At 63.0% G+C, this 25,289-nt stretch carries 29 protein-coding genes and 1 tRNA gene; 9 read left to right on the top strand and 21 right to left on the bottom strand.

The window, feature by feature from the left end; translation table 11 throughout:
• Nucleotides 1-68 precede the first annotated feature (68 nt).
• Nucleotides 69-683, top strand: a complete 615-nt coding sequence (locus tag ACU8HS_RS02150) for an HAD-IA family hydrolase (RefSeq protein ID WP_447015871.1) — start codon at nucleotides 69-71, stop codon at nucleotides 681-683.
• Between the two features lie 164 nt (nucleotides 684-847).
• Here the strand turns inward: ACU8HS_RS02150 and ACU8HS_RS02145 are convergent, their stop codons facing one another.
• Nucleotides 848-1,159 carry a hypothetical protein gene (locus ACU8HS_RS02145; protein ID WP_112702922.1) on the bottom strand — a complete coding sequence of 104 codons (312 nt, stop codon included), beginning with the start codon at nucleotides 1,157-1,159 and terminating at the stop codon, nucleotides 848-850.
• A 96-nt stretch (nucleotides 1,160-1,255) separates the two neighbouring features.
• Here ACU8HS_RS02145 and ACU8HS_RS02140 point away from each other — a divergent pair, with 96 nt between their 5' ends.
• Entirely contained in the window at nucleotides 1,256-1,447 is a 192-nt protein-coding gene (locus tag ACU8HS_RS02140; RefSeq protein WP_162702882.1) for a hypothetical protein, read from the top strand.
• A 60-nt stretch (nucleotides 1,448-1,507) separates the two neighbouring features.
• On the opposite strand, the gene ACU8HS_RS02135 is transcribed toward ACU8HS_RS02140, so the two are convergent.
• Nucleotides 1,508-1,584, bottom strand: a tRNA-Pro gene (locus ACU8HS_RS02135).
• 188 nt (nucleotides 1,585-1,772) lie between these two features.
• Nucleotides 1,773-2,735: a hypothetical protein gene (locus tag ACU8HS_RS02130; RefSeq protein WP_447015326.1), complete on the bottom strand. Its 963-nt coding sequence runs from the start codon at nucleotides 2,733-2,735 to the stop codon at nucleotides 1,773-1,775.
• 457 nt (nucleotides 2,736-3,192) lie between these two features.
• Here ACU8HS_RS02130 and ACU8HS_RS02125 point away from each other — a divergent pair, with 457 nt between their 5' ends.
• Nucleotides 3,193-3,414 (top strand): hypothetical protein, encoded by a 222-nt coding sequence (locus tag ACU8HS_RS02125; RefSeq protein ID WP_112566138.1) that lies wholly within the window; start codon nucleotides 3,193-3,195, stop codon nucleotides 3,412-3,414.
• On the opposite strand, the gene ACU8HS_RS02120 is transcribed toward ACU8HS_RS02125, so the two are convergent.
• Entirely contained in the window at nucleotides 3,384-3,635 is a 252-nt protein-coding gene (locus tag ACU8HS_RS02120) for a DUF982 domain-containing protein (RefSeq protein ID WP_447015325.1), read from the bottom strand. The genes ACU8HS_RS02125 and ACU8HS_RS02120 overlap by 31 nt on opposite strands.
• 212 nt (nucleotides 3,636-3,847) lie before the next feature.
• Here ACU8HS_RS02120 and ACU8HS_RS02115 point away from each other — a divergent pair, with 212 nt between their 5' ends.
• Nucleotides 3,848-4,060: a hypothetical protein gene (locus ACU8HS_RS02115; RefSeq protein ID WP_112566140.1), complete on the top strand. Its 213-nt coding sequence runs from the start codon at nucleotides 3,848-3,850 to the stop codon at nucleotides 4,058-4,060.
• A gap of 3 nt (nucleotides 4,061-4,063) precedes the next feature.
• Here ACU8HS_RS02115 and ACU8HS_RS02110 read toward each other — a convergent pair whose 3' ends face one another.
• The 6 genes from ACU8HS_RS02110 to ACU8HS_RS02085 form a co-directional block, all read right to left on the bottom strand.
• On the bottom strand, nucleotides 4,064-4,213 hold the full coding sequence (locus tag ACU8HS_RS02110) for a hypothetical protein (RefSeq protein ID WP_447015324.1): 150 nt from the start codon (nucleotides 4,211-4,213) through the stop codon (nucleotides 4,064-4,066).
• A gap of 62 nt (nucleotides 4,214-4,275) precedes the next feature.
• A complete protein-coding gene (locus ACU8HS_RS02105) occupies nucleotides 4,276-4,569 on the bottom strand; it encodes a helix-turn-helix domain-containing protein (RefSeq protein ID WP_112566143.1) in 294 nt (97 codons plus the stop codon).
• Nucleotides 4,566-5,840 (bottom strand): O-antigen ligase family protein, encoded by a 1,275-nt coding sequence (locus tag ACU8HS_RS02100; protein ID WP_447015323.1) that lies wholly within the window; start codon nucleotides 5,838-5,840, stop codon nucleotides 4,566-4,568. Before ACU8HS_RS02100 ends, ACU8HS_RS02105 begins: the two co-directional genes overlap by 4 nt.
• Nucleotides 5,837-7,399 carry an undecaprenyl-phosphate glucose phosphotransferase gene (locus tag ACU8HS_RS02095; protein ID WP_447015322.1) on the bottom strand — a complete coding sequence of 521 codons (1,563 nt, stop codon included), beginning with the start codon at nucleotides 7,397-7,399 and terminating at the stop codon, nucleotides 5,837-5,839. Before ACU8HS_RS02095 ends, ACU8HS_RS02100 begins: the two co-directional genes overlap by 4 nt.
• A 55-nt stretch (nucleotides 7,400-7,454) precedes the next feature.
• On the bottom strand, nucleotides 7,455-8,624 hold the full coding sequence (locus tag ACU8HS_RS02090; protein ID WP_112702926.1) for a glycosyltransferase: 1,170 nt from the start codon (nucleotides 8,622-8,624) through the stop codon (nucleotides 7,455-7,457).
• A 3-nt stretch (nucleotides 8,625-8,627) separates the two neighbouring features.
• On the bottom strand, nucleotides 8,628-9,203 hold the full coding sequence (locus tag ACU8HS_RS02085) for a polysaccharide biosynthesis/export family protein (protein ID WP_112566155.1): 576 nt from the start codon (nucleotides 9,201-9,203) through the stop codon (nucleotides 8,628-8,630).
• Nucleotides 9,204-9,390: 187 nt separating this feature from the next.
• Between ACU8HS_RS02085 and ACU8HS_RS02080 the strand changes: the two genes are divergently transcribed.
• Nucleotides 9,391-11,550, top strand: a complete 2,160-nt coding sequence (locus ACU8HS_RS02080; protein ID WP_447015321.1) for a GumC family protein — start codon at nucleotides 9,391-9,393, stop codon at nucleotides 11,548-11,550.
• A gap of 53 nt (nucleotides 11,551-11,603) precedes the next feature.
• Here ACU8HS_RS02080 and ACU8HS_RS02075 read toward each other — a convergent pair whose 3' ends face one another.
• Together ACU8HS_RS02075 and ACU8HS_RS02070 are read right to left on the bottom strand one after the other, a co-directional pair.
• The gene (locus tag ACU8HS_RS02075) at nucleotides 11,604-12,839 is read right to left on the bottom strand and encodes a GNAT family N-acetyltransferase (RefSeq protein ID WP_447015320.1); all 1,236 of its coding nucleotides are present in this window, start codon (nucleotides 12,837-12,839) and stop codon (nucleotides 11,604-11,606) included.
• A 125-nt stretch (nucleotides 12,840-12,964) separates the two neighbouring features.
• Nucleotides 12,965-13,174, bottom strand: a complete 210-nt coding sequence (locus ACU8HS_RS02070; RefSeq protein WP_112566428.1) for a DUF2842 domain-containing protein — start codon at nucleotides 13,172-13,174, stop codon at nucleotides 12,965-12,967.
• Nucleotides 13,175-13,289: 115 nt separating this feature from the next.
• On the opposite strand from ACU8HS_RS02070, the gene ACU8HS_RS02065 reads away from it, so the two are divergent.
• Together ACU8HS_RS02065 and ACU8HS_RS02060 are read left to right on the top strand one after the other, a co-directional pair.
• Nucleotides 13,290-14,393: a COX15/CtaA family protein gene (locus tag ACU8HS_RS02065; RefSeq protein ID WP_447015319.1), complete on the top strand. Its 1,104-nt coding sequence runs from the start codon at nucleotides 13,290-13,292 to the stop codon at nucleotides 14,391-14,393.
• A gap of 137 nt (nucleotides 14,394-14,530) precedes the next feature.
• Nucleotides 14,531-14,701 (top strand): hypothetical protein, encoded by a 171-nt coding sequence (locus ACU8HS_RS02060; RefSeq protein WP_447015318.1) that lies wholly within the window; start codon nucleotides 14,531-14,533, stop codon nucleotides 14,699-14,701.
• 234 nt (nucleotides 14,702-14,935) lie between these two features.
• On the opposite strand, the gene ACU8HS_RS02055 is transcribed toward ACU8HS_RS02060, so the two are convergent.
• The 6 genes from ACU8HS_RS02055 to cml all read right to left on the bottom strand — a co-directional run bounded on the left by ACU8HS_RS02055 (nucleotide 14,936) and on the right by cml (nucleotide 21,546).
• A complete protein-coding gene (locus ACU8HS_RS02055) occupies nucleotides 14,936-16,756 on the bottom strand; it encodes an ABC transporter ATP-binding protein (protein WP_447015317.1) in 1,821 nt (606 codons plus the stop codon).
• 287 nt (nucleotides 16,757-17,043) lie between these two features.
• Nucleotides 17,044-17,808: a bestrophin-like domain gene (locus ACU8HS_RS02050; protein ID WP_112566179.1), complete on the bottom strand. Its 765-nt coding sequence runs from the start codon at nucleotides 17,806-17,808 to the stop codon at nucleotides 17,044-17,046.
• 125 nt (nucleotides 17,809-17,933) lie between these two features.
• Entirely contained in the window at nucleotides 17,934-18,857 is a 924-nt protein-coding gene (gene argC / locus ACU8HS_RS02045) for an N-acetyl-gamma-glutamyl-phosphate reductase (protein WP_112566182.1), read from the bottom strand.
• 80 nt (nucleotides 18,858-18,937) lie between these two features.
• Nucleotides 18,938-19,891, bottom strand: a complete 954-nt coding sequence (gene speB, locus ACU8HS_RS02040; RefSeq protein WP_447015316.1) for an agmatinase — start codon at nucleotides 19,889-19,891, stop codon at nucleotides 18,938-18,940.
• Nucleotides 19,881-20,252, bottom strand: coding sequence for an antibiotic biosynthesis monooxygenase family protein (locus ACU8HS_RS02035; protein WP_447015315.1), 372 nt, complete (start codon nucleotides 20,250-20,252; stop codon nucleotides 19,881-19,883). Before ACU8HS_RS02035 ends, speB begins: the two co-directional genes overlap by 11 nt.
• Before the next feature lie 106 nt (nucleotides 20,253-20,358).
• Nucleotides 20,359-21,546: a CmlA/FloR family chloramphenicol efflux MFS transporter gene (cml, locus tag ACU8HS_RS02030; protein ID WP_447015314.1), complete on the bottom strand. Its 1,188-nt coding sequence runs from the start codon at nucleotides 21,544-21,546 to the stop codon at nucleotides 20,359-20,361.
• Nucleotides 21,547-21,826: 280 nt separating this feature from the next.
• Here cml and ACU8HS_RS02025 point away from each other — a divergent pair, with 280 nt between their 5' ends.
• Nucleotides 21,827-22,204 carry a VOC family protein gene (locus ACU8HS_RS02025; RefSeq protein ID WP_112566193.1) on the top strand — a complete coding sequence of 126 codons (378 nt, stop codon included), beginning with the start codon at nucleotides 21,827-21,829 and terminating at the stop codon, nucleotides 22,202-22,204.
• Nucleotides 22,205-22,258: 54 nt separating this feature from the next.
• Here the strand turns inward: ACU8HS_RS02025 and rpsI are convergent, their stop codons facing one another.
• Both rpsI and rplM read right to left on the bottom strand, forming a co-directional pair.
• Nucleotides 22,259-22,732, bottom strand: a complete 474-nt coding sequence (rpsI, locus tag ACU8HS_RS02020) for a 30S ribosomal protein S9 (protein WP_112566196.1) — start codon at nucleotides 22,730-22,732, stop codon at nucleotides 22,259-22,261.
• 2 nt (nucleotides 22,733-22,734) lie between these two features.
• A complete protein-coding gene (gene rplM / locus ACU8HS_RS02015; protein ID WP_112566199.1) occupies nucleotides 22,735-23,199 on the bottom strand; it encodes a 50S ribosomal protein L13 in 465 nt (154 codons plus the stop codon).
• A 352-nt stretch (nucleotides 23,200-23,551) separates the two neighbouring features.
• On the opposite strand from rplM, the gene ACU8HS_RS02010 reads away from it, so the two are divergent.
• A complete protein-coding gene (locus ACU8HS_RS02010) occupies nucleotides 23,552-24,385 on the top strand; it encodes an enoyl-CoA hydratase (RefSeq protein WP_112566202.1) in 834 nt (277 codons plus the stop codon).
• Here ACU8HS_RS02010 and ACU8HS_RS02005 read toward each other — a convergent pair whose 3' ends face one another.
• Nucleotides 24,386-25,222, bottom strand: a complete 837-nt coding sequence (locus tag ACU8HS_RS02005; protein ID WP_447015313.1) for an EamA family transporter — start codon at nucleotides 25,220-25,222, stop codon at nucleotides 24,386-24,388.
• Between the last annotated feature and the right edge of the window lie 67 nt (nucleotides 25,223-25,289).

The following is a 25,289-nucleotide window of genomic DNA, read 5'->3' as shown; positions in this document are numbered from 1 at the left end:
CAAGGAACCTTCCTTTGTCCGCTTCCCATCGCGTTCTCGACAAGACCTACGATGCCTTCCTCTTCGATATGGACGGCACGGTGCTGAACTCCATCGCCGTTGTCGAGCGCGTCTGGAGCGAATGGGCGCTTCGCCACGGTTTCGAACCCGACGTCCTGCTCAAGACCATCCACGGCGTTCGCGCCTCCGACGCCATCCGCCAGCTCGGTCTTCCCGGTGTCGATCCGGTCGCCGAGGCCAAGCTTCTCCTGAAGGAGGAGATGGAGGATTTCGACGGCATCGTCGAGATACCGGGCTCCGTCCGTTTCCTGAATGCGCTCCCGGCCGACCGCTGGGGCATCGTCACCTCCGCGCCGATCGAGCTCGCCCGCCGCCGCATGGCGGCCGCCGGCATTCCCATGCCCAGGATGATCGTCAGCGGTGAGGAAGTGTCGGCAGGCAAGCCGAGCCCGGAATGTTACCTGCTCGGCGCGCGCCGCCTCGGCGTCGATCCCGCCCGCTGCCTGGTCTTCGAGGATGCGGTTGCCGGCATTCTCGCCGGAGAGGCGGCCGGTGCCGACGTCACCGTCATCACGCAAACCCACGCGACGCCCTTCGCGACGCCGCATTTTTCGATTTCCAACTATGCCGCCTGGGGGCCGCGTGTGGCGCCGGACGGCAAGCTGTTTCTGTCCGCCATGTGATTGCCGGCAGATCGGCCTCGGAACGTGTAACCCATGCCGATCATGACGGCATGCTGGTACAAGTCGCAGTCTAGTCCGAGCAGGTCGGCGCTGACGTCGTCGTTACGGCGATATTCCAGCCGGCCGAAATGTTGTTGGCAAGGTATAGCTGATGCCGGCAAGGCTCAGAGCCTGGTGCGGTTGCCCTTGTTGTCGATCATCTGCAGCACCTTGCCATCCGTCTTGATCGAGATGCAGTCGGTCTGCTTGTTGGGGAAGAGAACGCAGATCTGGCCGTCCGAAATCTTGTAGCCGTTCTTGTTGCCCGGCCGGTATTCATAACCGTTCGAGGCCTTCCGCAGGTCGCGGGCGCCCTTCAGAAGCTGCCGGATTTCGTTTTCCCTGGCATTCCGGAACTGGACGTTTTCTGCCAATGCGATATGCGAGGAGGCCAGCGTCACGATCACGCCGATGAGAAGTGAGCGGCTTGGCAGCATGTGATAAACTCCGGCAATAGTCCGCGTGAAATTGATGAGAGTGAAATGATCAGGGTGGTTCTTGCCTTAGCTTTAGCAATGCTTGCCGGTAATGCAATGGCTGTCGATCCGACAAATCCGCGCGTCGACCGGCAGAACTACCAGGATTGCCGCCGCTTTCCCGAGCGCTGCGCCGGCGACGACCGCAACCGCAGCCGCCGCGACTATTACCGCGACAACACCCGCCAGGGCTCCGGCCAGTACATCTACCGTGGCCAGCGCCGCATATGGACGGATGAATCGCGCTGAGGACGCACGGCGCCCCCACTCTCGCGAGATGCGGAAAGACTGAGATTTCAAGGGATTAAATGGTCGGGGCGACTGGACTTGAACCAGCGACCCCTTGACCCCCAGTCAAGTGCGCTACCGGGCTGCGCTACGCCCCGACCTGCCGAAACGGCTTGTTTCCTTTATGTAATCGCTATTCGGAGCGCAAGCGGAAAATGGGGCAGGGGAGAATAAAAATGGAACGCCGCGCAGCCTCGGCGCCGCATGCCGGCCAGCGAAGCGGAGAAAATGACGCCGGCCGGGCCGCCGGCATCGTCTCCTGTCCCGCTGGAGGGTGCCGCGGTTTTTACGCCGGACAGAGCTGCCAGACGTCGTTCTGCACGCTCGGGCTCACATTGGTATTGCCGCAGACCATCAGGATTCGCCCTTCAAAGCTGAAGAGGGTCGGGGCATGGCGAGCCGGATAGGATTCAGTCACCGTGACCCGCTCCCAATTCTCGCCGTCGGGAGAACGCCACGTGTCGTTCAGGTTGACGGCGTCGAAATTGTCCCAGCCGCCCGTCAGGTAAAGCAGGTCCCCGTGGACGACCAGGCCGGGCCACATGCGCCTGCGCCACGGCGGTGTCTCGTGCTTCTTCCAGGACGTCGGATCTTCCGGATTGTCCGTGGACCAGACGTCGTTGACGGTCGTCCATTGAGGATAGGCGTCGGGATTTTCCGGCGGGCTGTTGGCGCCGTCTTTGGCCCCCGCGACGATATAGAGGCGGTCGTTGAACTTGATGCGGACCTGCCCCCAACGCGCCGGCACCGGATGCGGGGTTACGGCAAATTGACCTGTCGACGGATCGAAGCTTGCGACGTCGTCCTTGGTGATGATGTGAAGCTTGCCGTTCAGTTCGAACATGGCGGATTCAGGCTCGAACGGCGGATTGTTCGTCGTGGCGACGGGCTCGTAGTGGGAGCCGTCCCGCGTTCGGGTCATCTGGCCGTCGTAGACGTAGATGTAGCCTTGAAACGGCCGAACGGCGGCATAGCCCTTGTATGGCGTCGCGTCGTTCACGTGGTCCCACACGATGCCGTCGTCGGATGCCACGAGGTCCCGCACCGCCACGCTCCCGACCGCATAACCGTTGCTGATCCAGAGGCGACCGTTGAAGCGGAAGCCGGCGCCGCTGTCGCGTGCGGCAAGGCCGCCGTCTTCTGTCAATCTGACCCAACGATAGCTCGTCGCTCGGTCGATCAGTCCTGCCTTCGCCCTGCCGACCATCGGCAGAGATGCCAATCCGGCGAGAAATACTCTGCGTTTCATGCCTTCTTCCATATGCACTATTATCGCTATTAAGTTCACTCTCCCAATAGCGATAGATAAGAAGCGCATCGTAAAAAGAGATTCAACGCCGAAATGCTATTTTCTCGGCAGTTCACCCAGCTAAATCGCGACTTTGCAGAAATTCGCGCGCGCGACCATTCCGCCTCTCAGAGCAGGCCGCTGCCGCCCGCTTTGGCGCGTTGCCCGAATAATGTAGAGCATCGGTTGTAGTTTTTGATCAACTAAATTGCCGATAAACTATTTCATTAATATTTCCCGTACATAGAGACCGGTCGCAAAGGGGATTTATTTAACATTGCGTTAAAATCCACCTGTGATTGAAGATGATGTGTGTGATTATCCCATTTTTGGATTATTTGAAATTGAAATTTATTCGCAATTTTGTTTCCGAGCGTGTAAGGAAGAGAGACCGCAGAAAGGCATAGTTCCGGACCTTATGACGATCGACAACAGCAGCCAGGATTGCCGGCAGGCCCTTGCCGCCGCGTTTAAGACCCTCTCCGACGAAGCCGTGGAAGCAGGCTGGCCGGAAGGGGAGGTTGCCCTTGCGCTTGCCGAACTTGCCGAGGCGCATGTGGCGGAAATCGGTGCCAAGGTGATCGTTGAAGGCTTCAATCAGCTGCAGCTTTACGCTGCCGCTGGCCGGCGGAAAATCTGAGCATCTGGCAATCCTTGCAGCGGCAGCCCGGCTGTCCGGGCAGCAGTCGTGAAAGACGCCTGTGCGGCCCGCGGGCTTCTCAACCCGTCCATCGCATCGAGGCAGTGTTGCAGGGCTATCCGGTATTCACTGCCACGCCTGGTCGGCCAGCGCTTGAGATCTTCGACGGCCTCCCAGGCCGTTGAAACGATGAAGCTGCTGCCTGGAGATTTTACCCTCACGGGCGAGGGGAAGCTTTTTCGCCCACGGCTGTCTCATACCATATGAATTCCAAACGGCCCCGTAACGCGCGAGACAAGAAATTGTTCCCGACGATTTTGATTTGCGCAGTTGCTAAAATTGGGGGCCACGCGCATAATATGCGCAAGGCTGGCTGGGAGGGCGTCGGCTGCGCAGAACGATGCGTCATGCCCTCTGAGGGAAATGCAGCACGATGTTGAAATCGTCAGTTCATCCCCAGGATTTACCGCTCTTTTCGGAAGATATCGATTTGCTGTCGCAGGTCCTGAACCGGGTTTGCGACGACAGCGGCATCGCTCCGCGCACGCCGGAGGCCGACAGGATCGGCGCGGCCCTCATCCAGCTTTACAGGCAAGGCGTGAAGGACAGCGGCAAGCTGACCATTCTCGCCAAGACCTATCTCTGAAGCTCAGTTCTGCTCGATCGAGACACCGTTCTTGCCGATGCTCATCTCGATGCCGTCAGGTTTGCTTTCCTCGTGGAAAATATAGGCACCGAGGCCGACGACCACGACGACCAGTGCGCCGATGACAAGATAAAGACCGCTGTTGCGATTCAAGGCGGATGACCCCCAACACGTTGACAGGACAGCCGAAACGCCTGAGACGGCGCTTGGTTCCGTCAGTCGTCGTTGGCCGCGTTGAGGTTTTCGGGCCGGATGCCGTCATCGCTGAGGCTGCGGGCGCGCAGGCGTATGCCGGGGCCGCCCTCATCCTGGTTGCCGCTGGCGATGAAGATGACGCCGTGGGCCTCCAGCGTGTTGCGCACCTCGACCATGGCACGCGTCTCGCCCGCCCATTCGCCGTTTTCCAGCGCCTGGACCGTTTCGACCGAAAGCCCCGCATGGGACGCGAGGTCCTCGATGCTCATGCCGATCATGGCGCGCGCGCCGCGTATCTGTGCCCCTGTAATCATGCCGGGAATTTAGCGCTTCCGCCGAACTTCTCAAGTGTTCGCGAGCGGTTCAGGCGCCTGTGGCGAACTTCCAGCGCCGCACATCCCCAGACGATGCCGAACAGCAGGTAGACGTGCCGCCAATGGTCGATATCGATGACGTTGCCGATCGCCGCATGGCCGAGAACGGAGATCCACGCGACCATGAGAAACGGCTGCCACGGCCGGTCGAGCAGCATGTTGCGGAAACCGAGGGTGAGCGTCCAGCACAGCATGCCGACATAGCTGACGAAACCGAGCCAGCCGTAGGTGGTCAGCGACTTCAGCCAGATATTGTGTTCGTCCTCCGGAAACATTGTGCCGAAGACCAGCGGTCCTATGCCGAGCGGCCGTTCCATCATCATCTGGAAGCCGATGCGATGGCGGTCGAAACGGCCGAGATGCTCGCCGTCATATTGCTGCACGAGCTGGGCGCGGGCGGAGAAGAGCTCGCTGATCTTGGGCACCTGCAGCGCCACCAGCAGCGAGGCGACCATCAGGATGATGGCGCCGAGCGACAGGATCAGCACCCTCAGCCGGAATGCGCCGCTGCGCTCCTTCAGGAGCATGATGAAGATCAGCACCATCACGGCAAAGGCAAAGAGCCCCCAGGCGGCACGCGAGAAGGAGAGGAAGATGCCGAGTGCGAGGATGAGCAGCGCCCCCGCCTTGATCGGCGACGTCTTCAGGCTTCCGGCAAGAATGCCGTGGACGAGATAGAGCGCCGGCGGCACCAGGAAGGGGCCGAAGACGTTCGGATCCTGGAAGGCGCCCTTGGCCCGGTCGTAGAGCGTGAAGACTTCCGAGCCCGGAAAGGCGTGGAAATAGCCGAGGATGCCGAGCAGGGAGGTGATGACAGCCGCAAAGCTCCAGGCGTTGAAGATCAGCGGCAGCCGCTTGTGGCTGTCCTCGATGATGGCGGCGTAGAAGATCGATGTCAGCGCCAGGAAGGTGGAGACGGCGATATACATCGGGCCGGTCGCCAGGTCCCGCATCTGGGTGAGCGACAGCATGCCGCCGATGTTGAAGGTCAGCAGCAGCGCCAGCAGCGGCGCGGTGGTGCGGGATATCTTCAGGCCGAGGATGAACCAGAGGCCGATCAGCCCCGCCATCCAGAGTTCATAGGGGGCCGGCTCGTCGATGACGAAGCCGGAGAGAAAGACCCCGAAAGCGACCGCCGCCGAACCGATGAGGCGCAGCGTCAGCCGTTGCGGCTGCGCCACGCGCACATGGGGGGCGTCGACCGCGCTCAATAGGCGTTTTCCGTATTGAGCAGCCTGACCGGCGTCAGGAAGAGGATCTTGAGGTCGAACCAGAGCGACCAGTTCTCGATGTAATAGAGGTCGTAGGCCGTGCGGAACTTGATCTTCTCGTCACTGTCCACTTCGCCGCGCCAGCCGTTGATCTGCGCCCAGCCGGTGACGCCGGGCTTGACCCGGTGGCGGGCAAAATAGCCGTCGACGATATCGGCGAAAGCCCGCTCGCGCGCCTGGGCAAGCACTGCATGCGGGCGCGGGCCGACCAGCGAAAGCTCGCCCTTCAGCACGTTGAAGAGCTGCGGCAACTCGTCGATCGAGGTCTTGCGGATGAAGCGGCCGACGCGGGTGACGCGCGGATCGCCCTTGGTGACGGCGGCTTTGGCCGTCGGATCGCTCATGTTGGTGTACATGGAGCGGAACTTGAAGACGTTGATGACTTCGTTGTTGAAGCCGTGCCGCTTCTGCATGAAGAAGACAGGCCCTTCCGACGTCGCTTTCACGGCAATCGCCGTCGCCACCATGATCGGCCAGAGCAGGCAAAGCGCGACGATGGTGAAGAAAATGTCGAAGGCGCGCTTGGCGACGGAATCCCAGTCGCGGATCGGTTTCTTGAAGATGTCGAGCATCGGCACCGCGCCGACATGCGAATAGGCGCGCGGGCGGAAGCGCAGGCGGTTGGCATGGGCGGCAAGGCGGATATCGACCGGCAGCACCCAGAGTTTCTTCAGAAGCTCGAAGATGCGCGCTTCGGCGGACAGCGGCAGCGCGATGATCAGCATGTCGATGCGCGTCATCCGCACGAATTCCACGAGTTCGCTCACCGTGCCGAGCTTTGGATAGCCGGCGACCATGATCGGCGAGCGCTTCTCGCCGCGGTCGTCGAAGATGCCGCAGATGCGGATGTCGTTATCCGCCTGCTGCTCCAGCATGCGGATCAGTTCCTTGGCCGGCTCGCCGCCGCCGACGATGACGGCGCGGCGCTCCATGATGCCGTTGCGCGCCCAGTTGCGCACGCCCTGCGCCACGAGGAAGCGCTCGATCAGCAGGAAGAGCGCACCCGCGACGAACCAGATGCCGTAGGATTCCGCAGCCGCAGCGCCGAGGCCGTAAAACAGCGAAAAGCTGCCCGTCGTCAGCACGAAGATGATGGCGAAGGCGCCGGCTGCGCGCGGCAGATAGCGCAGACGGGCTCTGAGCGCCGGGATGGAATAGGCGTCGGCAAGCTGAAGTGCGACGACGGTCAATGCGGCAACGACGGCCGCCATGACGGCCCGCATGAGGATAGTGTCGCTGCCGTCGCCCGGCGCGAAATAGAAGGCGACAAGGCCGATGGCGAATTGCGTCAGGAATTCCAGTAGCCGCAACTGGCCGATGATGATGGCAGGCGAATGGGTCGCGGCACGGAACTGCTCGGCGATCTGGCGCGCATAGGGATTGATGCCGGGCGTCTCGCCGGCTGCATGTGGGGCGGCGGCGCTGCGCGTCTGCGCATCGGAGACCTGCTTGCGCAGGGCTTCCACGTCGAACTGTCCGCTCTTTTCCAGCTTGTTCATGGGATTTCGTCGCTCGTTGATGTGAGCGGGATAACAGAAAGCCCCTAAGAAACATTTACGAGGCGGCCGGGATCGCCTGTGCCGCAACGGGATTGACGAGTTCGCCGTAGAGCTTGAGCACTTCGCGGGCCATGACCGGCGCGGAAAAGACCGATTTGACCGCGTCGGGAGAGGGCATGACCCTGTCGTGCCAGCCGGGCACCGTCAGCGCTTCCGCCATCACGCGCGCCAGATCGTCGGAATCTCCCGGTGTCACCAGTGCGGGACTATCCGCCCCGAGCACCTCCGGAATGCCGCCGACGCGCGAGGCGATGACGGTCTTGCCGGCGCCGAGCCCTTCCAGCACGATATAGGGCATGGCTTCGGCGCGGGAGGGAACGACGAGGTTCTGTGCCATGGAGAAGGCCTCCTTGACGCGCATGGCCGGCAGCATGCCGATGCGCTTGCCGAGGCCGCGCTCCACCATCATCTCGCGATAGCGGTCGCGGTCCGGCCCGTCGCCGATCATCAGCGCCGAAAGCGGCCGGCCGAGCAGGCGCTCGGTCTTGGCGAAGGCATCGATAAAGATGTCCGGGCCCTTGAGGTCGCGCAGCATGCCGACATAGATGAAATGCACCGCATCCGAGCGGGTCGGAACGTCGGAAAAATCCCGCGCGCCGATGCCGTTGTAGATCAGCCGGTTCGTCACCCGCGGCCGACCCACCTTGGCGGCATAGGTCTGGCGCTCGTATTCGCAGATGAAGACCAGCGCGTCGGTAAAATATTCCTGCACCCGCTCCATGCGCAGCACGAACTGGCCGAGCAGCGAGGCGCGGGAATAGTGCAGGCTGCCGCCATGCGCGGTATAAAGGCGGGCTACGCGATACTTGTTGACCCGCAGGGCTGAGCCGGCAATGCGCGCGAGCACGCCGCCCTTGGCGCCGTGCCCATGCAGCACGTCCGGCCGCAAGCTCCTGATTTCCTTGAATGTATTCCAGAGCACCTTCACATCCGACGGGCTGATGGAGCGCCGGATCGGAATGCGCGTCAGGCCGAGCGAAAGGAAGGGGCGGATATCGTCGAAGAGGCGGTCCTCATATTCGCCGCCGGTCGAACTGTCGCAGATGATGCCGATTTCATGGCCCGCCCGGCTATGCTCCTCCACCAGGTCGCGGACATGGCGGAAAATTCCGCCGACCGGCGACCGGAAGCAGTGAAGAATACGGAGGGGCCTCTGTTCTGCCATCAGCTAGAAGAGCCGTTCACGGACATAGATCGTGTCGCCGGCGATGATCGGGCCGGAAATATTGACGCGGCCGGTCAGCACCTGTCCGTTGATCTTGCGCGTGACGTCGACCATGCTCTGGTTGGCGCGGCTGGTGAAGCCGCCGGCAACCGCGATGGCGTTCTGCACGGTCATGCCGGGCACATAGGCGTATTGGCCGGGCTGGCCGACTTCGCCCATGATGAAGACGGAGCGGTAGCGATCGACGTCGATCGTGACGTCGGGATCGCGAAGATATCCCTGCTGCAGCTTCTGCGCGATCTGGCCGGAAAGTTGCTGCAGGGTGCGGCCGCGGGCAGGGACCTGGCCGATGAGGGGGAACGCGATATAGCCGGCCTGATCCACCGTATAGGTATTGGTCAGCGTCGGCTGGTCGAAGACGGTGATGCGCAGGCGGTCGCCGCTGTCGAGCGAATAGGGCTGGATGGTCGCCTGGTTGAAGGCCTTGGGAGCGGGGCGATAGGTGGTGCAGCCGCCCAGAGCAGCCATCATGGCGGCGAGGCTCATGGCTATCAGGATCTTGGGCTGGACGAAGGGCATCCGCTTGCTCACAGGAAGATAATTCGGTCGAGCCGTTATCGATCTATTAGGGTTAATGCCCGGTAAAAGATCCGCCGATTTCCGCAATTCCTTTATCAGGAGCGCCTGATTTGCGGGGCAATTGCCATTAACCGTTGAGTTACCATGGTCGTTTACGCTTGCGGCAGTTCGTATTGGAGTATCGAGTATGTCCCGCGTAGCGAGTGATCAGGATGTGGACATCGACCTCGGCCAGCTTGTGCGCGCGGTCTGGTCCCGTCGTCTGAGAGTTTTGACGATCACCGCATTGGGTGCGGCTGTCGCTTTTGCCGGCGCCAAGATGGTTTCGCCGCAATATCGCAGCGAGACCCGCATCCTCATCGAGCCGCGCGCCCCGGCCTTTGCCAATACGCAGACGACCGACGCCGGCTCCGGGCCGCTGCTCGACGAGCTGAACATCGCCAGCCAGGTGCAGATCCTTCAATCGGCAGACCTCATCAAGCAGGTCATCAACAATCTGAAGCTCTACAATCTGCCGGAATTCGATGCGGCTGCGAACGGCTCCGCGCTCACCGATATCCTCGTGAGGCTGCACCTGAAGAAGAACCCGCTGGAAAATCCGCCGGAAGAGCGCGTCATCGATGCCTTCACCGAGCGCCTGCAGGTCTATCAGGTGCCCGGTTCGCGCGTCATCGGCATCACCTTCACCTCCAGGGATCCGAAGCTCGCCGCCAGCATTCCGAATGCGATGGCACAGGTCTATCTGGCGATCCAAAGTGGCGCCAAGCTCGATTCCAACTCGGAAGCCACCCGCTGGCTTGAGCCGGAGATCGACAGCCTGCGCCAGAAGGTGAGCGAGGCCGAGAAGAAGGTTGCCGACTACCGCACCGCCCACGGCCTGCTGCAGACCAACGGGACCACGACCTTCACCGCACAGCAGCTCAACGATATTTCCGTCGAGCTGACCCGTGTGCGCACCGACAAGGCCAATGCCGAGGCGAGGGCGCAGGCCGTGCGCAACGCGCTGTCGTCCGGCGAAGCCTCCGATACGCTGCCGGATATCATGTCGTCGCAGTCCATCCAGCGGCTGAAGGCAACCGAATCCGGCCTGCAGTCGCAGATATCGGACCTGCAGACGAGCCTGCTCAACAACCATCCGCGGCTGAAGAGCCTGCGCGCCCAGCTTGCCGATATCCGCACGCAGATCCGCCAGGAAACGCAGAAAATCCTCGCCAGCATCGAAAACGAGACCAAAGTCGCCGATCTGCGCGCCAGGGAACTCGAGCAGCAGTCCGACAGGCTGCAGGCCAACAGCGCCAGGGCGGGCGAGGACGAAGTGGGGCTGAACGCCCTGGAACGCGAGGCGAATGCCCAGCGCCAGCTTCTCGAAACCTATCTCGTTCGCTACCGTGAGGCCGCCTCCCGTGCCGACCGCAATTCCAGCCCGGCCGATGCGCGCATCGTCTCGAAGGCGATCGAGCAGGTCGATCCCTATTTCCCGAAGGTCGTGCCGATCGTCGTCGTCGCCGCGGTCGCAACGCTGATCATGAGCGCGATCGTCATCATGCTCTCCGAGCTTTTCAGCGGCCGCGCGCTGCGCCCGGTCGAACCTCTCGAAGTCGAGGGCAAGAAGGAAGAGGAGCATCCGGTCGAGGCGACACCCGTTCCCGCCGCAAGACCGGCCAAGCCCAGCATGCTGGCGGCAGCCCTTGATGAGGATGAGGACGAAGGCGAGCCTGACGCCGGGCAAGCCGATGAAGCGCCCGCCGACGACAACGAATTTTCCGTTTCCTCCGTCGCGACCTATCTCACCGATTGCCGCGCCCCGCTCGCCGTCGCCATATCCCCGACCGGTGACAATGGTTCGGCGGCAACCGTTTCCCTGGCCCGCGTGCTTGCCGATACCGGGCGGCGCGCGATCCTGATCGACATGACCGGCTCCGGCTATCCGAGCGAACTGATGGCCGAGAACCCCGAAGCATTGGGCGTCACCGATCTCCTCTGCGGCGAGGCCGCCTTCGGCGAGACGATCCACGGCGACCGCGCGTCGGATGCGCATATCATCCCGCAGGGTGTCAGCGACGTGCGCCGCGCCATGCGCGGCGTCGACAGGCTTTCGCTGCTGCTCGATGCGCTGACTTCGGCCTATGATATCGTCATCGTCGAATGTGGCGCCGCCGATGTCGCCAGCGTTTCGCGGCTGACGCGCAGCAAGGAAATCGAGATCGTCCTGTCGCTGCCGGAGATCGATGAGGCGGCTTTCGTCGGCCTGATGCAGGATTTCCAGGGTGCCGGCTACGAGCGCGTCGTCCTGATGTCGGGCGGCGAAGAGGCTGCCATGCGCAGCCCCGCGCGTCACGCCGCCTGATATTTAAAGCCCGCGACCTGCATACCTGATCGTTGCGCGCCGCGGGCGGCTGCCTAACCGACCCTGGCCCGGATCTTCTGGGCGAATTTATAGAGGCCGGGGCGGGCCTTGACGTAGGCCTTGCCGCGGGTGATCGCCCGGTGCGCCGCGCCGGCTGCGATGCCGATGCCGGAAATCGGCAGAACCACATCGTAATGGTCCGTTTCCACCGGTGCCCAGGAGCGCTTGTAGGTCTGGTCGCCGAGGCCGAAATCGAAGAGCGCGACACCCTTGTCGTGCAGGCTCGATATCATCTGCCAGAAGAGGAATTCGCCGGGGCTTGCATCGGCAGCCAGATCCTCGTCGATCGCGCCGAACTGGCAGATGACGTGATCGCCCTTGCGGGAAATTCCAGAGAGTGCGGCGATGCGCCCCTCATAGTCGCCTTTCAGGCGCAGGCCGCGCATCTGCAGGCCGAAATCGCCGCCGTTGCGCCTGTCGATCAGGCCGTGCAGGAAGGTCTTGGTCTGCGCATCCGCAAAGACGTCGGGCAGGCCGAGCGAGGCGAAGCGGGCGCTCTTCAGGCGGAAGAACATGTCGAGCAGTTCGTGCTGCTCCGCGGATGCTTCCGGCACGATATAGTCGAAGCCGCCAATCGCCTCCAGCCGCCGGCTCTGCGTGCGAAACTTCTTGCGCCGGCTCTTGGCGTTGAGCTGCTGCAGCGTCTTGTCGAACGTATCGAGGAGCGGAAGCTGGTAGGCGTGGTTCTGGTTCTGCACCATGGGCAGGCCGGCAAGCATGTTGCGGCGGCCGCGCCATTCCAGCGGGATATTCTGCAGGAGAAGCAGATCCGCCTTGCCGGCGAGCGTGGCACGAAGGCGGGCGGCAAGGTGATGGCTGTCCACAGCATCGCCGTCTGCGGCAAAATCGGGTGAGAACAGGCCGGTATTGATGTTGCTGTGCTCCGCACCGACGAATTTGGCGATCCGCAGGCCGCGCGAGGCGACGATCTCCACCGGCAGGATGAAGGCCGTGCGATTGCCGATGCTGCCGCGCAGGATGGCGAGCGGCCGGCCGAAGGCGGCCACCCAGGCCGCGCACCAGTCGTAGCCCTGGTGCAGCGAAGAAAGCCTGTCGCACTCCAGCGCGCGCCATTCCGCTTCCAGGGGCTCCATCCGGTCGAAAAGCTCTATATCGAGTTCTGCCATGGCAAGTTTCACGCTGAGCTGCCGCAGCCGGGAAATGCCGGCTTCGGCTTGCGCTACGGCGTCGAAATTCTGATCTGCTACATCGAGCCTCTGCGTCTGCACGGGTCCTTCTCCGGTCGAGAGATTGCTGCAGGGGAAGGTAAGGCGGCCAGACGTATATTTGGTTTAACTGCGGAGCCGGCGCGCGGATTTCCACGCATCAGGGTTATTCCGCCGTTAATTGGCCGCTACTGCTGTTTCGGACCGGCCATCCACTTGATGATGACCATGGCCGGCAGCACCCAGAGCAGGCCGGTCAGCAGGAAATAGAGCAGGTGGCCCCACCAGGGCGCGTTGCCGAGCGTGGCGACCGCGATCGTATTTGCCAGAACCGCATAGAAGAGCACGAGCAGGATGATCAGGATCGTGCCGATGAATTTGCGAAGGCGGACGGGCATCGTATAACTTCCGAGCGGGTGGAACTGAACCGGCGCGACGGCATGCCGCAAAGGATCGGGGCTTGTTTTGCATCAGCCGGTGGGGCAAATCAACTGCCGGATAAAAGGAGAGATCATGGCCGTCGCGAACCTGAGCCCGGAGCAGGCGATCCGCACCGAAATGCGCAGGCAGGACAACAACCGCCGCGCCGTACGCATCTGGCTCGGCTTCGTCCTTCTGGCACTCTTCTGTCTCGTGCTCGTGGGCGGGGCGACGCGGCTGACCAATTCTGGCCTTTCCATCACCGAATGGAAGCCGATCCACGGCGTCATCCCGCCGCTGAACGCCGCCGAATGGGATGAGGAGTTCAAGCTCTACCAGCGCATTCCCGAATTCCAGCAGCTGAACAGCGACATGACGGTCGACCAGTTCAAGGGCATCTTCTGGTGGGAATGGGCGCACCGGCTGATCGCGCGCGGCATCGGCCTCGTCTTCGCATTGCCGCTGATCTTTTTCTGGGCGACCGGCCGGATCGAGAAGCGCCTGCGCTGGCCGCTGGCCGGCATCCTGGCGCTTGGCGGCCTGCAGGGTTTCATCGGCTGGTGGATGGTTTCGTCCGGTCTTTCGGTGCGCACCGACGTCAGCCAGTATCGCCTCGCCACCCATCTCGTCATGGCCTGCCTGATCTTTGCCGCCTGCATGTGGATCATGCGCGGGCTTTCGCCGCATTCCGACGATCCGGCCCCGACGAGAACGTCGCACCGCTGGGCGGCAGCGATCGCCGCCTTCTCGCTTTTCCAGATCTATCTCGGCGCGCTGGTCGCCGGCCTTGATGCCGGCTTTACCTACAATACCTGGCCGCTGATGGACGGCGCCGTCGTGCCCGGCGACCTCTTCATCCAGCAGCCTTTCTGGATCAACCTTTTCGAGAACCCGAAGACCGTGCAGTTCGTCCATCGCCTTGGCGCCTACACGCTCTTTGCGATCGCGCTCGTCAATATGGTGATCGCCTTGCGCGCCGCATCCTGGACCACCCATGCACGCCGCGCCGTGGTGCTCTTCGCGCTCGTCACGATCCAGGCCGCGATCGGCATCACCACGCTGCTGCTCGAGGTCCCGCTGCACTGGGGCCTGCTGCATCAGGCGGGGGCGCTCGTGGTCTTCGGTTTTGCCGTCGCCAACTGGCGCGGCTATTACGGCGAATATCCCCGCGCGACTGCCATCGCCGAGCGCGATTGAGGCGGCATATCTGCCTCCTTCCGGCCGTGGCTCGCGCAAGAGTGAATGGGATCAATGCGATGCTCCTCGCATGGATTTGCCGTGACATGCTAGGTTAGCGGTCGGCGCATGGGCGATCCTACGAAGGGGGTGTTCAGATGAACAGATTTCGCACATTCGTGATGGCGGGCGCGCTGCTCACGCTTTCCGCAATCGCGTCGGGCTGCACGACATCGAGCGAGCGATACGACTACGGCGAGGATACGTCCCTGAACCCGGCCTGCGCGGGCGGTTTCCGTCCCAGCAACAATCGCCCCTGCTCTTATTGAGCCGCAGCCTGCCAGGTCCCGGCCAGTGCAGAGGCTGCCAGCAGCAGCCCGGTTTCACCATGTCGAGATCGAACAGTTCGCAATAGAAACTGCGCACCTCTTCGATGGAAGCGGTGGCGATATTCGCAACGATGCGCAGCACAGTCATGGCGCTCCTCCTCCAAAACGGCGGTTGGTGAGCGGAACGGCTCGGCCCTGTCTGCCGAACCGTTCCGTATATCGCAATCGTGGGCTTCAGATGCTTGCCTGCAGCCCGTAGAGACTGGCATAAATGCCGCCGCTTTCCATCAGCCTGTCATGGCTGCCTTCTTCGACGATGCCCTCGCCGGTGAGCACCAGAATACGGTCGGCATGGCGGATCGTCGAAAGCCTGTGGGCGATCACCAGTGTCGTGCGCCCCTTGGCAAGCGTCAGGAAGGCCTGCTGCACGGCGCGCTCGCTTTCATTGTCGAGCGCGCTCGTCGCCTCGTCGAAGATGAGGATGGCAGGATTCTTGAGGAAAGCGCGAGCGATCGTCAGCCGCTGGCGCTGCCCGCCAGACAGTTTTACGCCGCGCTGGCCGATATCGGTCTGGTAGCCTTGCGGCAAGGCCATGATGAAATCATGCGCATGGGCGGCGCGGGCTGCGGCTTCCACCTCCTCGTCCGTCGCGTCGGGGCGCCCGTAGCGCAGATTGTCCGCGACGGTGCCGGCGAAAAGGTAGACATCCTGCTGTACCACGCCGAGATGGCGGCGCAGCGAGGCAAGCGTCAGGTCACGGATATCGGTGCCGTCGATTTCGATCGAGCCGCCGGTAACATCGTAGAAGCGGGGAAGCAGCGCGCAGAGCGTGCTCTTGCCCACGCCAGAGGGGCCGACGAGCGCCACGAATTCGCCAGGGCGGATCGTGAGCGAAAGCTTGCTCAGCACCTCCGCCCCGTCGTCATAGCGGAAATCGACGTTGGAAAGCCGTATTTCACCTTTCGGGCTGGGCAACGCCCGTGCCGAAGGGCGGTCCACCACGTCGGGATCGATCTCCAGGATCTCCATCGCCCGCACGAAGCCGGTGTAACCCTCCTGCCAGAGCCGGGCGAGATTGGCCATGCGCTTGACCGGATCGACGAGAACCCCGACGCAGAGCAGGAAGGTCAGGAGATCGGCAAGCGTGAGCTCGGCCGCAAGGATGCGCAATCCGCCGAGGATGACGACCAGAAGCGTGATGATCTGGGCGAAGGTCTCGGCCCCGGCGGAAAACCAGGCTTCGCTGCGGTAGCCGTCGGCCCGGCTTTGCAGGAAGCGCCTGTTGAGGGCGGCAAAGCGCTTCCGTTCCAGGTCCTCGTTGGCGAAGGACTGGACGACGCGGATGCCGGCCAGCGCATCCTCGACCCTTTCGTTGACGGCGGCGATCTCCCGCTTGCTCGCCTCGAGGGCGTGGTTCATGCGCCTGTTGAAGTGCAGCGCATAGGCCACCGCAAAAGGCGTCAGGAGGAGGATCAGCAAGGCAAGCTGAGGATCGATGAAGAACAGCACCGTCATCGCGCCGCTATATTTGAGGACGGCAATCAGCAGGTCTTCCGGCCCGTGATGGAAGAGTTCGCCCAGCCAGAAGGAATCGCCGACGATGCGGCTCATCAATTGGCCGGTGCGGTGCCGGTCGTAGAAGCCGAAGGAGAGTTTCTGGCAGTGATCGAACAGTTCCTGGCGGATGTTCGCCTCGATATGCGCGCCCATCATGTGGCCGCGATAATCGACGAAGAAGATCGCCGATGTCTCGACCGCCACGACAGCCAGCATGACGCCGCCCATGCCGAGGATCTGCCAGTAGGCCGAAGCCGTATCGGCAAGCACGATGAGACGGCTCATGACGATGTTGGCGCAGAGCGGCAAGGCGACTGCGGCGGCAGCGACGACGATGGCGCAAGCGATATCCGCCATCAGCAGCAGAAGATGCGGCCGGAAGTAGGATGCGAATTTGCGCAGGCGCAGCTGGCGCCTGTTGTGAATTTGCGATGCGGTTGAGAGGCTGCGGTTAAGACGCCGCGGGTTTTTCCTCGCGCGTGAAAGCAAACTGGACATGAAGACGGATATCCTGAGTGTTGATCTTGTTTTTCTGGTTTCTCAGGATCGTTTTCATGGGTGCCTCCCGTTGGCGCGAACAGTCAGTGCAGTGGCTGCCGGAGTCGTTATGCGAGCAGATGCCGACAGGCGGCAGAGCCTGCGCGATGCCGCTTTTACCGCAAAACGCAGACGAAAGCGACCTCCTTGTCGCGCGACGGCCATTCATCGATGAAACAGCCGACATTCCCCCCGTCGTGTTCGGCTGGCGCGCATGAAATGCTTGCGGCGCCCTTGCCGGGAAAGCCTCACGGATCCGGCCCGCTGATTTCCTCCTGCAGGCGCTCGAAGGCTGTCGGAAACAGCGTGGCGGGCGGGCTGTAGGGGTTGGAAAAGGCGTAGATGAAGAAGAGGATGATGCCGGTAAAGACGCCGAAGATCGACAACAGCAGCAGGTTGCGGCCGTCTGGCGCGTAGGGGTAGTAGCCGATGGCGGTGAAGATGACCCCGGAAACGGCCGCAAACCAGAAGATCAGGCTGATGGAGTCGGTGCCGCTGTTTTCCCGCCGGTCGCGGGATTCCGAGATCGCGTGGATTTCCTCCAGCATGTGGCTGCGCAGGCTCTGCTGCTTGGCATTGGCGGGAGCCAGTTCGAGGATCCTCAGATAGGCGATGTTCCATTGGTCCCAGGCCGGCGAGGAGAGCTTGCCGCTATGCCCGAGTTCCCTCCATTCCTGCTCGATGACGATGCGGACATAGTCCTTCAACGCTTTCTGGATCGGCGCCTGCGCCTCCGGGCCGTAACGCTCTGCATCGTAGAAGACATCGCCGATCGCGTTGCTCTCCGTAGCGCTTTCCGAGCGCAACGCCTGGTATTCGATCATTTCCTGGGCAAAGACGAGCGCAAGGATAAGCGCATGCAGGCTGGCGATGCGGGTGATGACCGAACTCGCCAGTTCCCTGTCGCGCCCGCCGGGATCGCCGCCCATGAGCATATGCATGAAATAATAGGCCGCAAGCACCGTTGCGGTCGTGCCTCCAATGATGGCAATGCCGATCAGAACCGACGCCATTGAACTTCCCTTCGCGCGAGGGAGTGTAAGGCTTTCATAGCAGGCGGGCAATCGTATCGGGTGCTACCGAACAGGCCGCCGAAGGCAGCCACGCCGATCGCCCGGCAACGGGGAGATGCCGGGCGTCACGCGCCCAGCATCAGGTCCATGTTCTGCACGGCGGCACCCGAGGCGCCCTTGCCGAGATTGTCGTAGACGGCGACCAGCAGCGCCTGCGCGATATCGTCATTGGCAAAGACGTGCAGGCGCATGCGGTTGGTGTTGTTGTAGATTTCCGGGTTGAGCTCGGGCGTGCGCTCCGGCGCCTCGAAGGGGGCGACCTCGACGAAACCCTTGACGCCGGCATAATAGTCGGCAATCGCAGCGTGCAGGTCGGCACCCTTCGGCACCTTGGGCAGATGCGACAGCTGCAGCGGCACGGTGACGACCATGCCCTGCGCGAAATTGCCGACGACCGGCTGGAAGAAGGGCACGCGCCCAAGCCTGGCGTAGCGCTGCAGTTCCGGCAGGTGCTTGTGCTTGAAGGTCAGGCCGTAGGGCATGTATTCGGGCGCATCCTCGCCCTTGGCGACATAATCCTCGATCATCGTGCGGCCGCCGCCGCTATAGCCGGTGACGCCGTTGACCGTGATCGGGAAATCGGCCGGGATAAGGCCGGCCTCGATCAGCGGGCGCAGCGTGGCGATCGGTCCCTGCGGCCAGCAACCGGGATTGGCGACGCGCTTGGCCGAGGCGATGACGCCGGCCTGCTCCCGGCTCATTTCCGGAAAGCCGTAGGCCCAGCCTTCGGAGACGCGGTGCGCCGTCGAGGCGTCGATCACCTTGGTACGGTCGTTCTCGATCAGGCTGACGCTTTCCTTGGCGGCATCGTCAGGCAGGCAGAGGATGGCGATATCGGCCTCGTTGAGCAGTGCCGCACGCACCGCCCTGTCCTTGCGGCTCTCGGTCGGGATCGACAGCAGCTCGATATCGCGGCGCTCCGCCAGACGCTCGCGGATCTGCAGACCCGTCGTTCCAGCTTCGCCATCGATGAAGATCTTTGCTGCCATGATTATCCTGCGCTTTCAGTGGGTTCGGATCGTTTCCGGAATCAGTTTGCCATGAAGTTGAATCAATTTGATAACGGCATTCACCCTGCCGTCGCACGCCGTTCGGCATGGAGGCCCAGCATATACATCGCGACCGTCGCCCCCGCAATGGCGGTGATGTCGGCATGGTCGTAGGGCGGCGAGACTTCGACGACATCGGCGCCGCGTATGTCGAGCTGTTTCAGCCGCTGCAGCACGGAGAGGATCTTGGCGCTGGACGGGCCGCCGGCAACCGGCGTGCCGGTGCCGGGCGCAAAGGCCGGGTCCAGGCAATCGATATCGAAACTCAGATAGACGGGCGAGCCCTTCGTGTGCGCGATGATCGCGGAGGCGATGTCCGTCGCGCTCATGTCCTCCAGCTGGTGGCCGTAGAGAAGGTGGATGCCGAAATCCTCCGGCGCATGGGTGCGGATGCCGATCTGGATCGAGCGGTCGGGATCGATGAGGCCGGCGCGCGCGGCGCGGGCCACGAACGAGCCGTGGTCGATGCGGCGCTCGTCGTCGAACCATGTGTCCTGATGGGCATCGAACTGCACGAGCGCCAGCGGGCCGTGACGTTCGACATGCGCCTTCAGCAGCGGCCAGGTAATATAGTGGTCGCCGCCAAGCGTGAGCAGGAAGGCGCCGCTGTCGAGAATGGCGCTCGCCTGCCGCGCGATCGCATCGGGCGTGTCCTGATGGTTGCCGTAGTCGAGCAGGCAGTCGCCGTAGTCGATGACGGCCATTTCGGCGAAGAGATCGCGCTGGAACGGATATTGCGGATCGTTGTCGAAGATTGCCGACGCCCGGCGGATCGCCTGCGGCCCGAAACGCGTGCCCGGCCGGTTGGAGGTCGCCGCATCGAAGGGGATGCCCCAGACGACGGCGTCCGCGCCGGCCAGATCCTTGCTGAAGCGGCGGCGCATGAAGGACAGCGCGCCGGCAAAGGTCGGGTCGGAGGCGGCCGATGTCAGGCTCTGCGCGGTGAAGGCATGGTCGATCGTCCTATTGGCCATCTGAGCTTCCTTCCTCTGCCGTGAACTCATAGGCGCGTTCTACGCGCGCAATGCGAACCTTATATTGCTTGTACCAGCGTTCGCGGCCAAGCCGCTGGGCGGCCAGGTGGCTGACGACCTGTTTCCACGCCCTGAGGCTTTCCTCGTCGGCCCAGTAGGAATTGGTGATGCCGAAGCCGTCGGCATCGCGCGCGCTTTCGGCCCCGAGACAGCCCCGCTGCTGCAGCGCAAGCTCCGCCATCCGGTCTGCCATCGCGCCGTAACCGTTGTCGCCCGCGGTGCGGACCGAGGAGAAGGTCACGACGTAATAGGGTGGTTCGGGCGTTGCGGCAAAGGGTGAGGGCTTGGTGGTGGAAGACATGTTCGGGTTCCTCGTCTCTGCCCGAAGGGGTAGGCGAGCTTCCGCCGGATTTCAAGCAATCCCATTTCAGGGCAGGGCGGCGGATCGTCTCCGCCGCCCCCTGGCGTCAGCCGCAAGCGCCGATCCGGCGCAAGGCAAACAGGGTGAGGGTAGCCGTCACCGTGCAATAGCCGGCAAGCGGCCATGCCGTATCGCCGTCCAACAGCAGCACGAAGAGCGTGCCGATGCAGCCGACGATCAGGCTTTCGACGCAGAAATAGAGCGCGACCGCCGTTCCCGCCGTCTGGCCGAAGGCGGCCAGCGCGCCGTTTGCCGTGACGGCGGTCGTCAGCACGATGCCGACGGCAATCACCCACATCGGCAGGACGAAGCTGGCGAAGGACGGGGTAAACAGCACTTCGCCGATGCCGAGCAGCAATGCGCCCGCAAGAAGCAGGCCCATGCCGCGGGCAAGGCTGCCGGCCGTGCCCCATCGCGCAACGAAGCGGCCGGCAAGGCGCGCGGATAGGATCATCACCGCGGCAGCCGTGGCAAAGGAAAGGCTGAAGGCGAGACCCGAAAAGCCGGCATGGTCGATGAGAATGCGGGGCGCGGTGGAGAAGAACACGAAGAAGGCCCCCATCGCCGCGCTGAATCCCATCGTGTAGGTCCGGAAATGCGCATCCGCCAGGATCGCGCCGATACGGATCGTCGCGCCGGCCGATGCCGCCGGTCTTGTCTCCGGCCAGCCTTGGAGCGCGTTGAGCATGGCCGCAAGCATCAGCCCGCCGAGCATCAGGAAGATGGCGCGCCAGCCGAAGTGATCGGCAATCACCGCGCCGGCGACCGGCCCGAGCGCCGGCACGAAGGAGAGGATCGCGCCGAGCAGGCCGTAGATGACAGCGCCTTCCGGCCGCACGGCATAGACATCGCGCACCGTCGCAAAGGTCGCCACCAGCGCCGCCGATGCGCCGGCCGCCTGAAGCAGGCGCAGAAGGACGAACAGTGCGGCCGACGACGTGGCTGCAAGCAGCAGCGAAGAGGCCGCAAACAGCAGCGCGCCGCCAAGCAGTACGGGCCGCCGGCCGATCCGGTCCGAGAGAGGGCCGAAAAGCATCTGTCCGGCGCCGAGCATCAGCATGTAGAGGCTCAGCGTCAGTTGAACGACCGTCGCCGATGTGCCGAGCGCCTCGGGCATGGTCGGAACGACGGGCAGGTAGATGTCCATGGCAAGCGAGGCCAGGATATCGAAGGGTGCCAGAAGCAGCAGCGCTGCCGGCAGGGAGCAGGTCCAGCTCCTGTTTTGAAAAGACATGGGTATTCATCCGCTCGAATGAGTTCATCCGGCGGCGATCTGCCTTCTCATCGCAGTCTGGATTGATCGGACAGATGCCGCAACAACGTCAAAAGGTTGCTGCGGCCTATCTGTCTGCGGACGGGGTGGCTCCCATGTCAGGTCCTGTCTTGTCCGGTTCGAAACCTGATGCTGCTCTAGCAGCCGGGAAGGGGCGCGGCAACAGGTTCCTGCGGCGCGTTGACTTCGCAAGGCGCTTCCGGGAAGCTGCGCCGACCGAACCACGAGGGAGCCATTGGCAATGTTCGACCACATCTCGATCGGGGTCAAAAGCCTCGATAGATCGCGCCGCTTTTACGATGCGGCACTGGCGCCGCTCGGCTACGAGCGGCTGTCGAATTTCGACGGAACGATAGGATACGGCGCCGACAGGCCCGCCTTCTGGGTGAGCGAGGTGGAGCGCCCGGTGCCGGCCGACCGCGGCTCGGGCCTGCATTTCTGCTTCGTCGCCACCAGCGAGCAGGCCGTCAACGCCTTCCATGCGGCAGCCCTTGCCCATGGCGGCGAGGACAATGGCCCACCCGGCATCCGCCCGGATTACGGGCAATTCTACTATGCCGCCTTCATCGTCGATCCGGACGGCTACCGGCTCGAAGCCTTCTTCAACAAGCCGGAATAAACGAAAAGGCCGGGCGAAAACCCGGCCTTTCCATGAAAGCATGTCGAAAAGCGATTAGCGCTTCGAGAACTGGAACGAACGGCGGGCCTTGGCCTTGCCGTACTTCTTACGTTCGACGACGCGGCTGTCGCGGGTCAGGAAGCCGCCCTTCTTCAGGACCGAGCGCAGGCCCGGTTCGAAGTAGGTGAGGGCCTTGGACAGGCCGTGGCGAACGGCGCCGGCCTGGCCGGAAAGACCGCCGCCGGCAACGGTTGCAACGATGTCGAACTGGCCGTCACGGGCAGCAGCGACGATCGGCTGGCGCAGGATCATCTGCAGAACCGGACGGGCGAAGTAAGCCGTGAAGTCCTTGCCGTTGACGATGATCTTGCCGGAGCCGGCCTTGACCCAAACGCGGGCGACGGCGTCCTTGCGCTTGCCGGTCGCGTAGGAGCGGCCAAGCGAGTCGACCTTGCGGACGTGAGCCGGAGCAGCAACAGCGGCTTCCGACGACGTGCCGAGATCCTTCAGGGAGGAAAGGTCAGCCATTATCAGGCGCTCCTTACGTTCTTCTTGTTCAGCGTTGCGACGTCGAGGACGGTCGGCTGCTGTGCTTCGTGGGGATGGTTCGGGCCGGCGTAGACACGCAGGTTCTTCATCTGGCGACGGCCGAGCGGGCCGCGCGGAACCATGCGCTCAACAGCCTTTTCGAGGACGCGCTCCGGGAAGCGGCCTTCGATGATCTGGCGAGCGGTGCGCTCCTTGATGCCGCCGGCATAGCCGGTGTGCCAGTAGTAAACCTTGTCGGAATACTTCTTGCCGGTGAAAACGACCTTTTCAGCGTTGATGACGATAACGTTGTCGCCGTCGTCAACGTGAGGCGTGAAAGTTGCCTTGTGCTTGCCGCGCAGACGCATAGCGATGATGGAAGCGAGACGGCCAACGACGAGCCCTTCGGCGTCGATGACGACCCACTTCTTCTCCACCTCTGCAGGCTTCTGGGAGAAGGTTGCCATATCTGTCACTCTCTCTTGGATCCCCATGCCCGAAGGCGAAGGGGCGTTTCTTGTTGCTTGGATTTGGCCGCCCGCAGGACGGGCCAAAAAGAAAGCAGCCCCGGGAGGCTGCATTTCCGGCGCGGCTTATAGCGGCAATCGACTGGCCGGTCAATATGAGTGCTTTTGGCGACTGGAAAAATAACAGAGTAAAAACAATATGTTATACATGTGGTATCCATGTACCATATTTTAGCGCGCCTGAAAGACGAGAAGTTTTGCGCTTCGCGGCCGCGCCCTTGCCGTATTCGGCTCGAAATCGCCCCACCCTTGTGGCACAAGGGCGGATATTGACAGCGCAGGGGAACATGCCATGGCCGAGATCGTATCCTTCCGCAAGGACAACAGCAATTCGGGCGAGGGCGCCCTCGTGCTCCGCCAGCTTTCCGGCGGCGTCCTGCGCCTGACGCTCAACAATCCGCCGGCCAACGCCCTGTCCATATCGGTCATGGAAACGCTGATGGGCGAGCTGCAGGGGGCGGCCGGCGACGAGGATGTCAGCGTCGTCATCATCGCATCGACCGGCAATGTCTTTTCCGCCGGCCACGACCTCAAGGAACTGACGGCCCACCGCGCCGACGAGGACGACGGCGTGGCCTTCTTCGAGGAGAGTTTTGCGCTCGCCGCCGACCTGATGCTGGAAATCAACCGCCTGCCGAAGCCGGTCATCGCCGAGATCGACGGGCTGGCGACCGCGGCCGGCTGCCAGCTCGTCGCGAGCTGCGATCTTGCGATCTGCACGGATACGTCCACGTTCTGCACGCCGGGTGTCAATATCGGGCTTTTCTGCGCGACGCCGGCCGTCGCCGTTTCGCGCGCCGCCCACCGCAAGCAGGCGATGGAAATGCTCCTGACGGGCGAGACGATCGACGCCTCGACTGCGAAGGATTTCGGTCTGGTCAACCGGATCGTGCCGAAACAGTACCTCACGCAGGTGGTCGGCAAATACGCCTCCGTCATCGCTTCGAAGTCGCCGCAGGCGCTGCGGATCGGCAAGGAAGCCTTTTACAGGCAGCTCGAAATGCCCGTCGCCGAAGCCTACGACTATGCCGCAGGCGTGATGGTCGACGGCATGCTGACCGGCGACGCGCAGGAAGGCATCGGCGCCTTCCTCGAAAAGCGCACCCCCGAGTGGAAGGGCGAGTGATCAGGCAAGTTTCAGGATCAGCCCGCCCAGCGCGATGATGACGCCGGCGAGGTAGCGCCAGACGCTGGCCTTTTCCTTCAGCACCGTGACCGAGATCACGAGCGCAAACAGGATGGCGGTCTCCCGCAGCGCCGCCACCGTCGCCACCGGGGCCTTTGTCATCGCCCAGAGCGCCAGCCCGTAGGAGGCGATCGAGCCCGCCCCGCCGATCAGCCCGCGCCCCCAGTTCAGCCGGACATGGGTGGCGACAGCCACCGGGCCGCGCTGCGAAAACGCCCAGGCAAAGAGCAGCACCGGCGGCAGAAGCGACATCCACAGCGTATAGGAAACCGCGTTGCCGGAAAGCCGGGCGCCGATGCCGTCCACATAGGTATAGGTGGCGATGACACAGGCATTGGCGAGCGCCAGCACGATCGCGTGGCGGCTGCCGTGGCGGGCTTCGAAGGCGAGCGTGAGGATGCCGAACGAGATGGTCATCGTTCCGGCAAGCGCCCCGCCCGTCAGATGTTCCCCCAGGATGAAGCCGCTGGTGGCGACGACGATGAGGGGCGCCGCACCTCGCATCAGCGGATAGACCAGGCCGATATCGCCGGCCCTGTAGGCGGCGGCGACCAGCTGGAAATAGGCGAACTGCAGGATGGCGGAGGCGCCGATGAAGGGCCATGCCTCCGGCTGCGGCAGGGGAAGAAACGGCAGGAAAGGCAGCGAGGCGACCGCGCCGCCCGCCGAGATCAGCGCCGCGTCAAGCGACTTGTTCGTGCCGGCCTTGATGATGGCGTTCCAACTCGCGTGCAGAAGAGCACCGAAAAGGACGAGAAGGATAACGTCGAGGGGCAAGGCGGGCGGTCCGGGAGCAGTGCAGCAAAGAGGGAGAAACGTCGCAGCTTCTCATTTAAATCAGCAT

It is taken from the genome of Rhizobium sp. KDH_Rht_773_N (assembly GCF_052946295.1).
The sequence above is the reverse complement of the archived record's forward strand: the minus strand, read 5'-3'. Positions and strand labels throughout refer to the sequence as shown.

Coding starts and splice junctions, on each gene's coding strand:
- ACU8HS_RS02105 (WP_112566143.1), bottom strand. CDS start 4,569: ATGATTACAGGGGCACAGATACGCGGCGCGCGCGCCATGATCGGCATG.
- ACU8HS_RS02090 (WP_112702926.1), bottom strand. CDS start 8,624: ATGGCAGAACAGAGGCCCCTCCGTATTCTTCACTGCTTCCGGTCGCCG.
- ACU8HS_RS02125 (WP_112566138.1), top strand. CDS start 3,193: ATGACGATCGACAACAGCAGCCAGGATTGCCGGCAGGCCCTTGCCGCC.
- ACU8HS_RS02055 (WP_447015317.1), bottom strand. CDS start 16,756: ATGTCCAGTTTGCTTTCACGCGCGAGGAAAAACCCGCGGCGTCTTAAC.
- ACU8HS_RS02025 (WP_112566193.1), top strand. CDS start 21,827: ATGTTCGACCACATCTCGATCGGGGTCAAAAGCCTCGATAGATCGCGC.
- ACU8HS_RS02050 (WP_112566179.1), bottom strand. CDS start 17,808: ATGGCGTCGGTTCTGATCGGCATTGCCATCATTGGAGGCACGACCGCA.
- ACU8HS_RS02060 (WP_447015318.1), top strand. CDS start 14,531: ATGAACAGATTTCGCACATTCGTGATGGCGGGCGCGCTGCTCACGCTT.
- ACU8HS_RS02150 (WP_447015871.1), top strand. CDS start 69: ATGGACGGCACGGTGCTGAACTCCATCGCCGTTGTCGAGCGCGTCTGG.
- ACU8HS_RS02115 (WP_112566140.1), top strand. CDS start 3,848: ATGTTGAAATCGTCAGTTCATCCCCAGGATTTACCGCTCTTTTCGGAA.
- ACU8HS_RS02065 (WP_447015319.1), top strand. CDS start 13,290: ATGGCCGTCGCGAACCTGAGCCCGGAGCAGGCGATCCGCACCGAAATG.
- argC (WP_112566182.1), bottom strand. CDS start 18,857: ATGGCAGCAAAGATCTTCATCGATGGCGAAGCTGGAACGACGGGTCTG.
- ACU8HS_RS02010 (WP_112566202.1), top strand. CDS start 23,552: ATGGCCGAGATCGTATCCTTCCGCAAGGACAACAGCAATTCGGGCGAG.
- ACU8HS_RS02080 (WP_447015321.1), top strand. CDS start 9,391: ATGTCCCGCGTAGCGAGTGATCAGGATGTGGACATCGACCTCGGCCAG.
- ACU8HS_RS02130 (WP_447015326.1), bottom strand. CDS start 2,735: ATGAAACGCAGAGTATTTCTCGCCGGATTGGCATCTCTGCCGATGGTC.
- ACU8HS_RS02140 (WP_162702882.1), top strand. CDS start 1,256: ATGGCTGTCGATCCGACAAATCCGCGCGTCGACCGGCAGAACTACCAG.
- speB (WP_447015316.1), bottom strand. CDS start 19,891: ATGGCCAATAGGACGATCGACCATGCCTTCACCGCGCAGAGCCTGACA.
- ACU8HS_RS02070 (WP_112566428.1), bottom strand. CDS start 13,174: ATGCCCGTCCGCCTTCGCAAATTCATCGGCACGATCCTGATCATCCTG.
- rpsI (WP_112566196.1), bottom strand. CDS start 22,732: ATGGCTGACCTTTCCTCCCTGAAGGATCTCGGCACGTCGTCGGAAGCC.
- cml (WP_447015314.1), bottom strand. CDS start 21,546: ATGTCTTTTCAAAACAGGAGCTGGACCTGCTCCCTGCCGGCAGCGCTG.
- ACU8HS_RS02035 (WP_447015315.1), bottom strand. CDS start 20,252: ATGTCTTCCACCACCAAGCCCTCACCCTTTGCCGCAACGCCCGAACCA.
- ACU8HS_RS02145 (WP_112702922.1), bottom strand. CDS start 1,159: ATGCTGCCAAGCCGCTCACTTCTCATCGGCGTGATCGTGACGCTGGCC.
- rplM (WP_112566199.1), bottom strand. CDS start 23,199: ATGGCAACCTTCTCCCAGAAGCCTGCAGAGGTGGAGAAGAAGTGGGTC.
- ACU8HS_RS02095 (WP_447015322.1), bottom strand. CDS start 7,399: ATGAACAAGCTGGAAAAGAGCGGACAGTTCGACGTGGAAGCCCTGCGC.
- ACU8HS_RS02085 (WP_112566155.1), bottom strand. CDS start 9,203: ATGCCCTTCGTCCAGCCCAAGATCCTGATAGCCATGAGCCTCGCCGCC.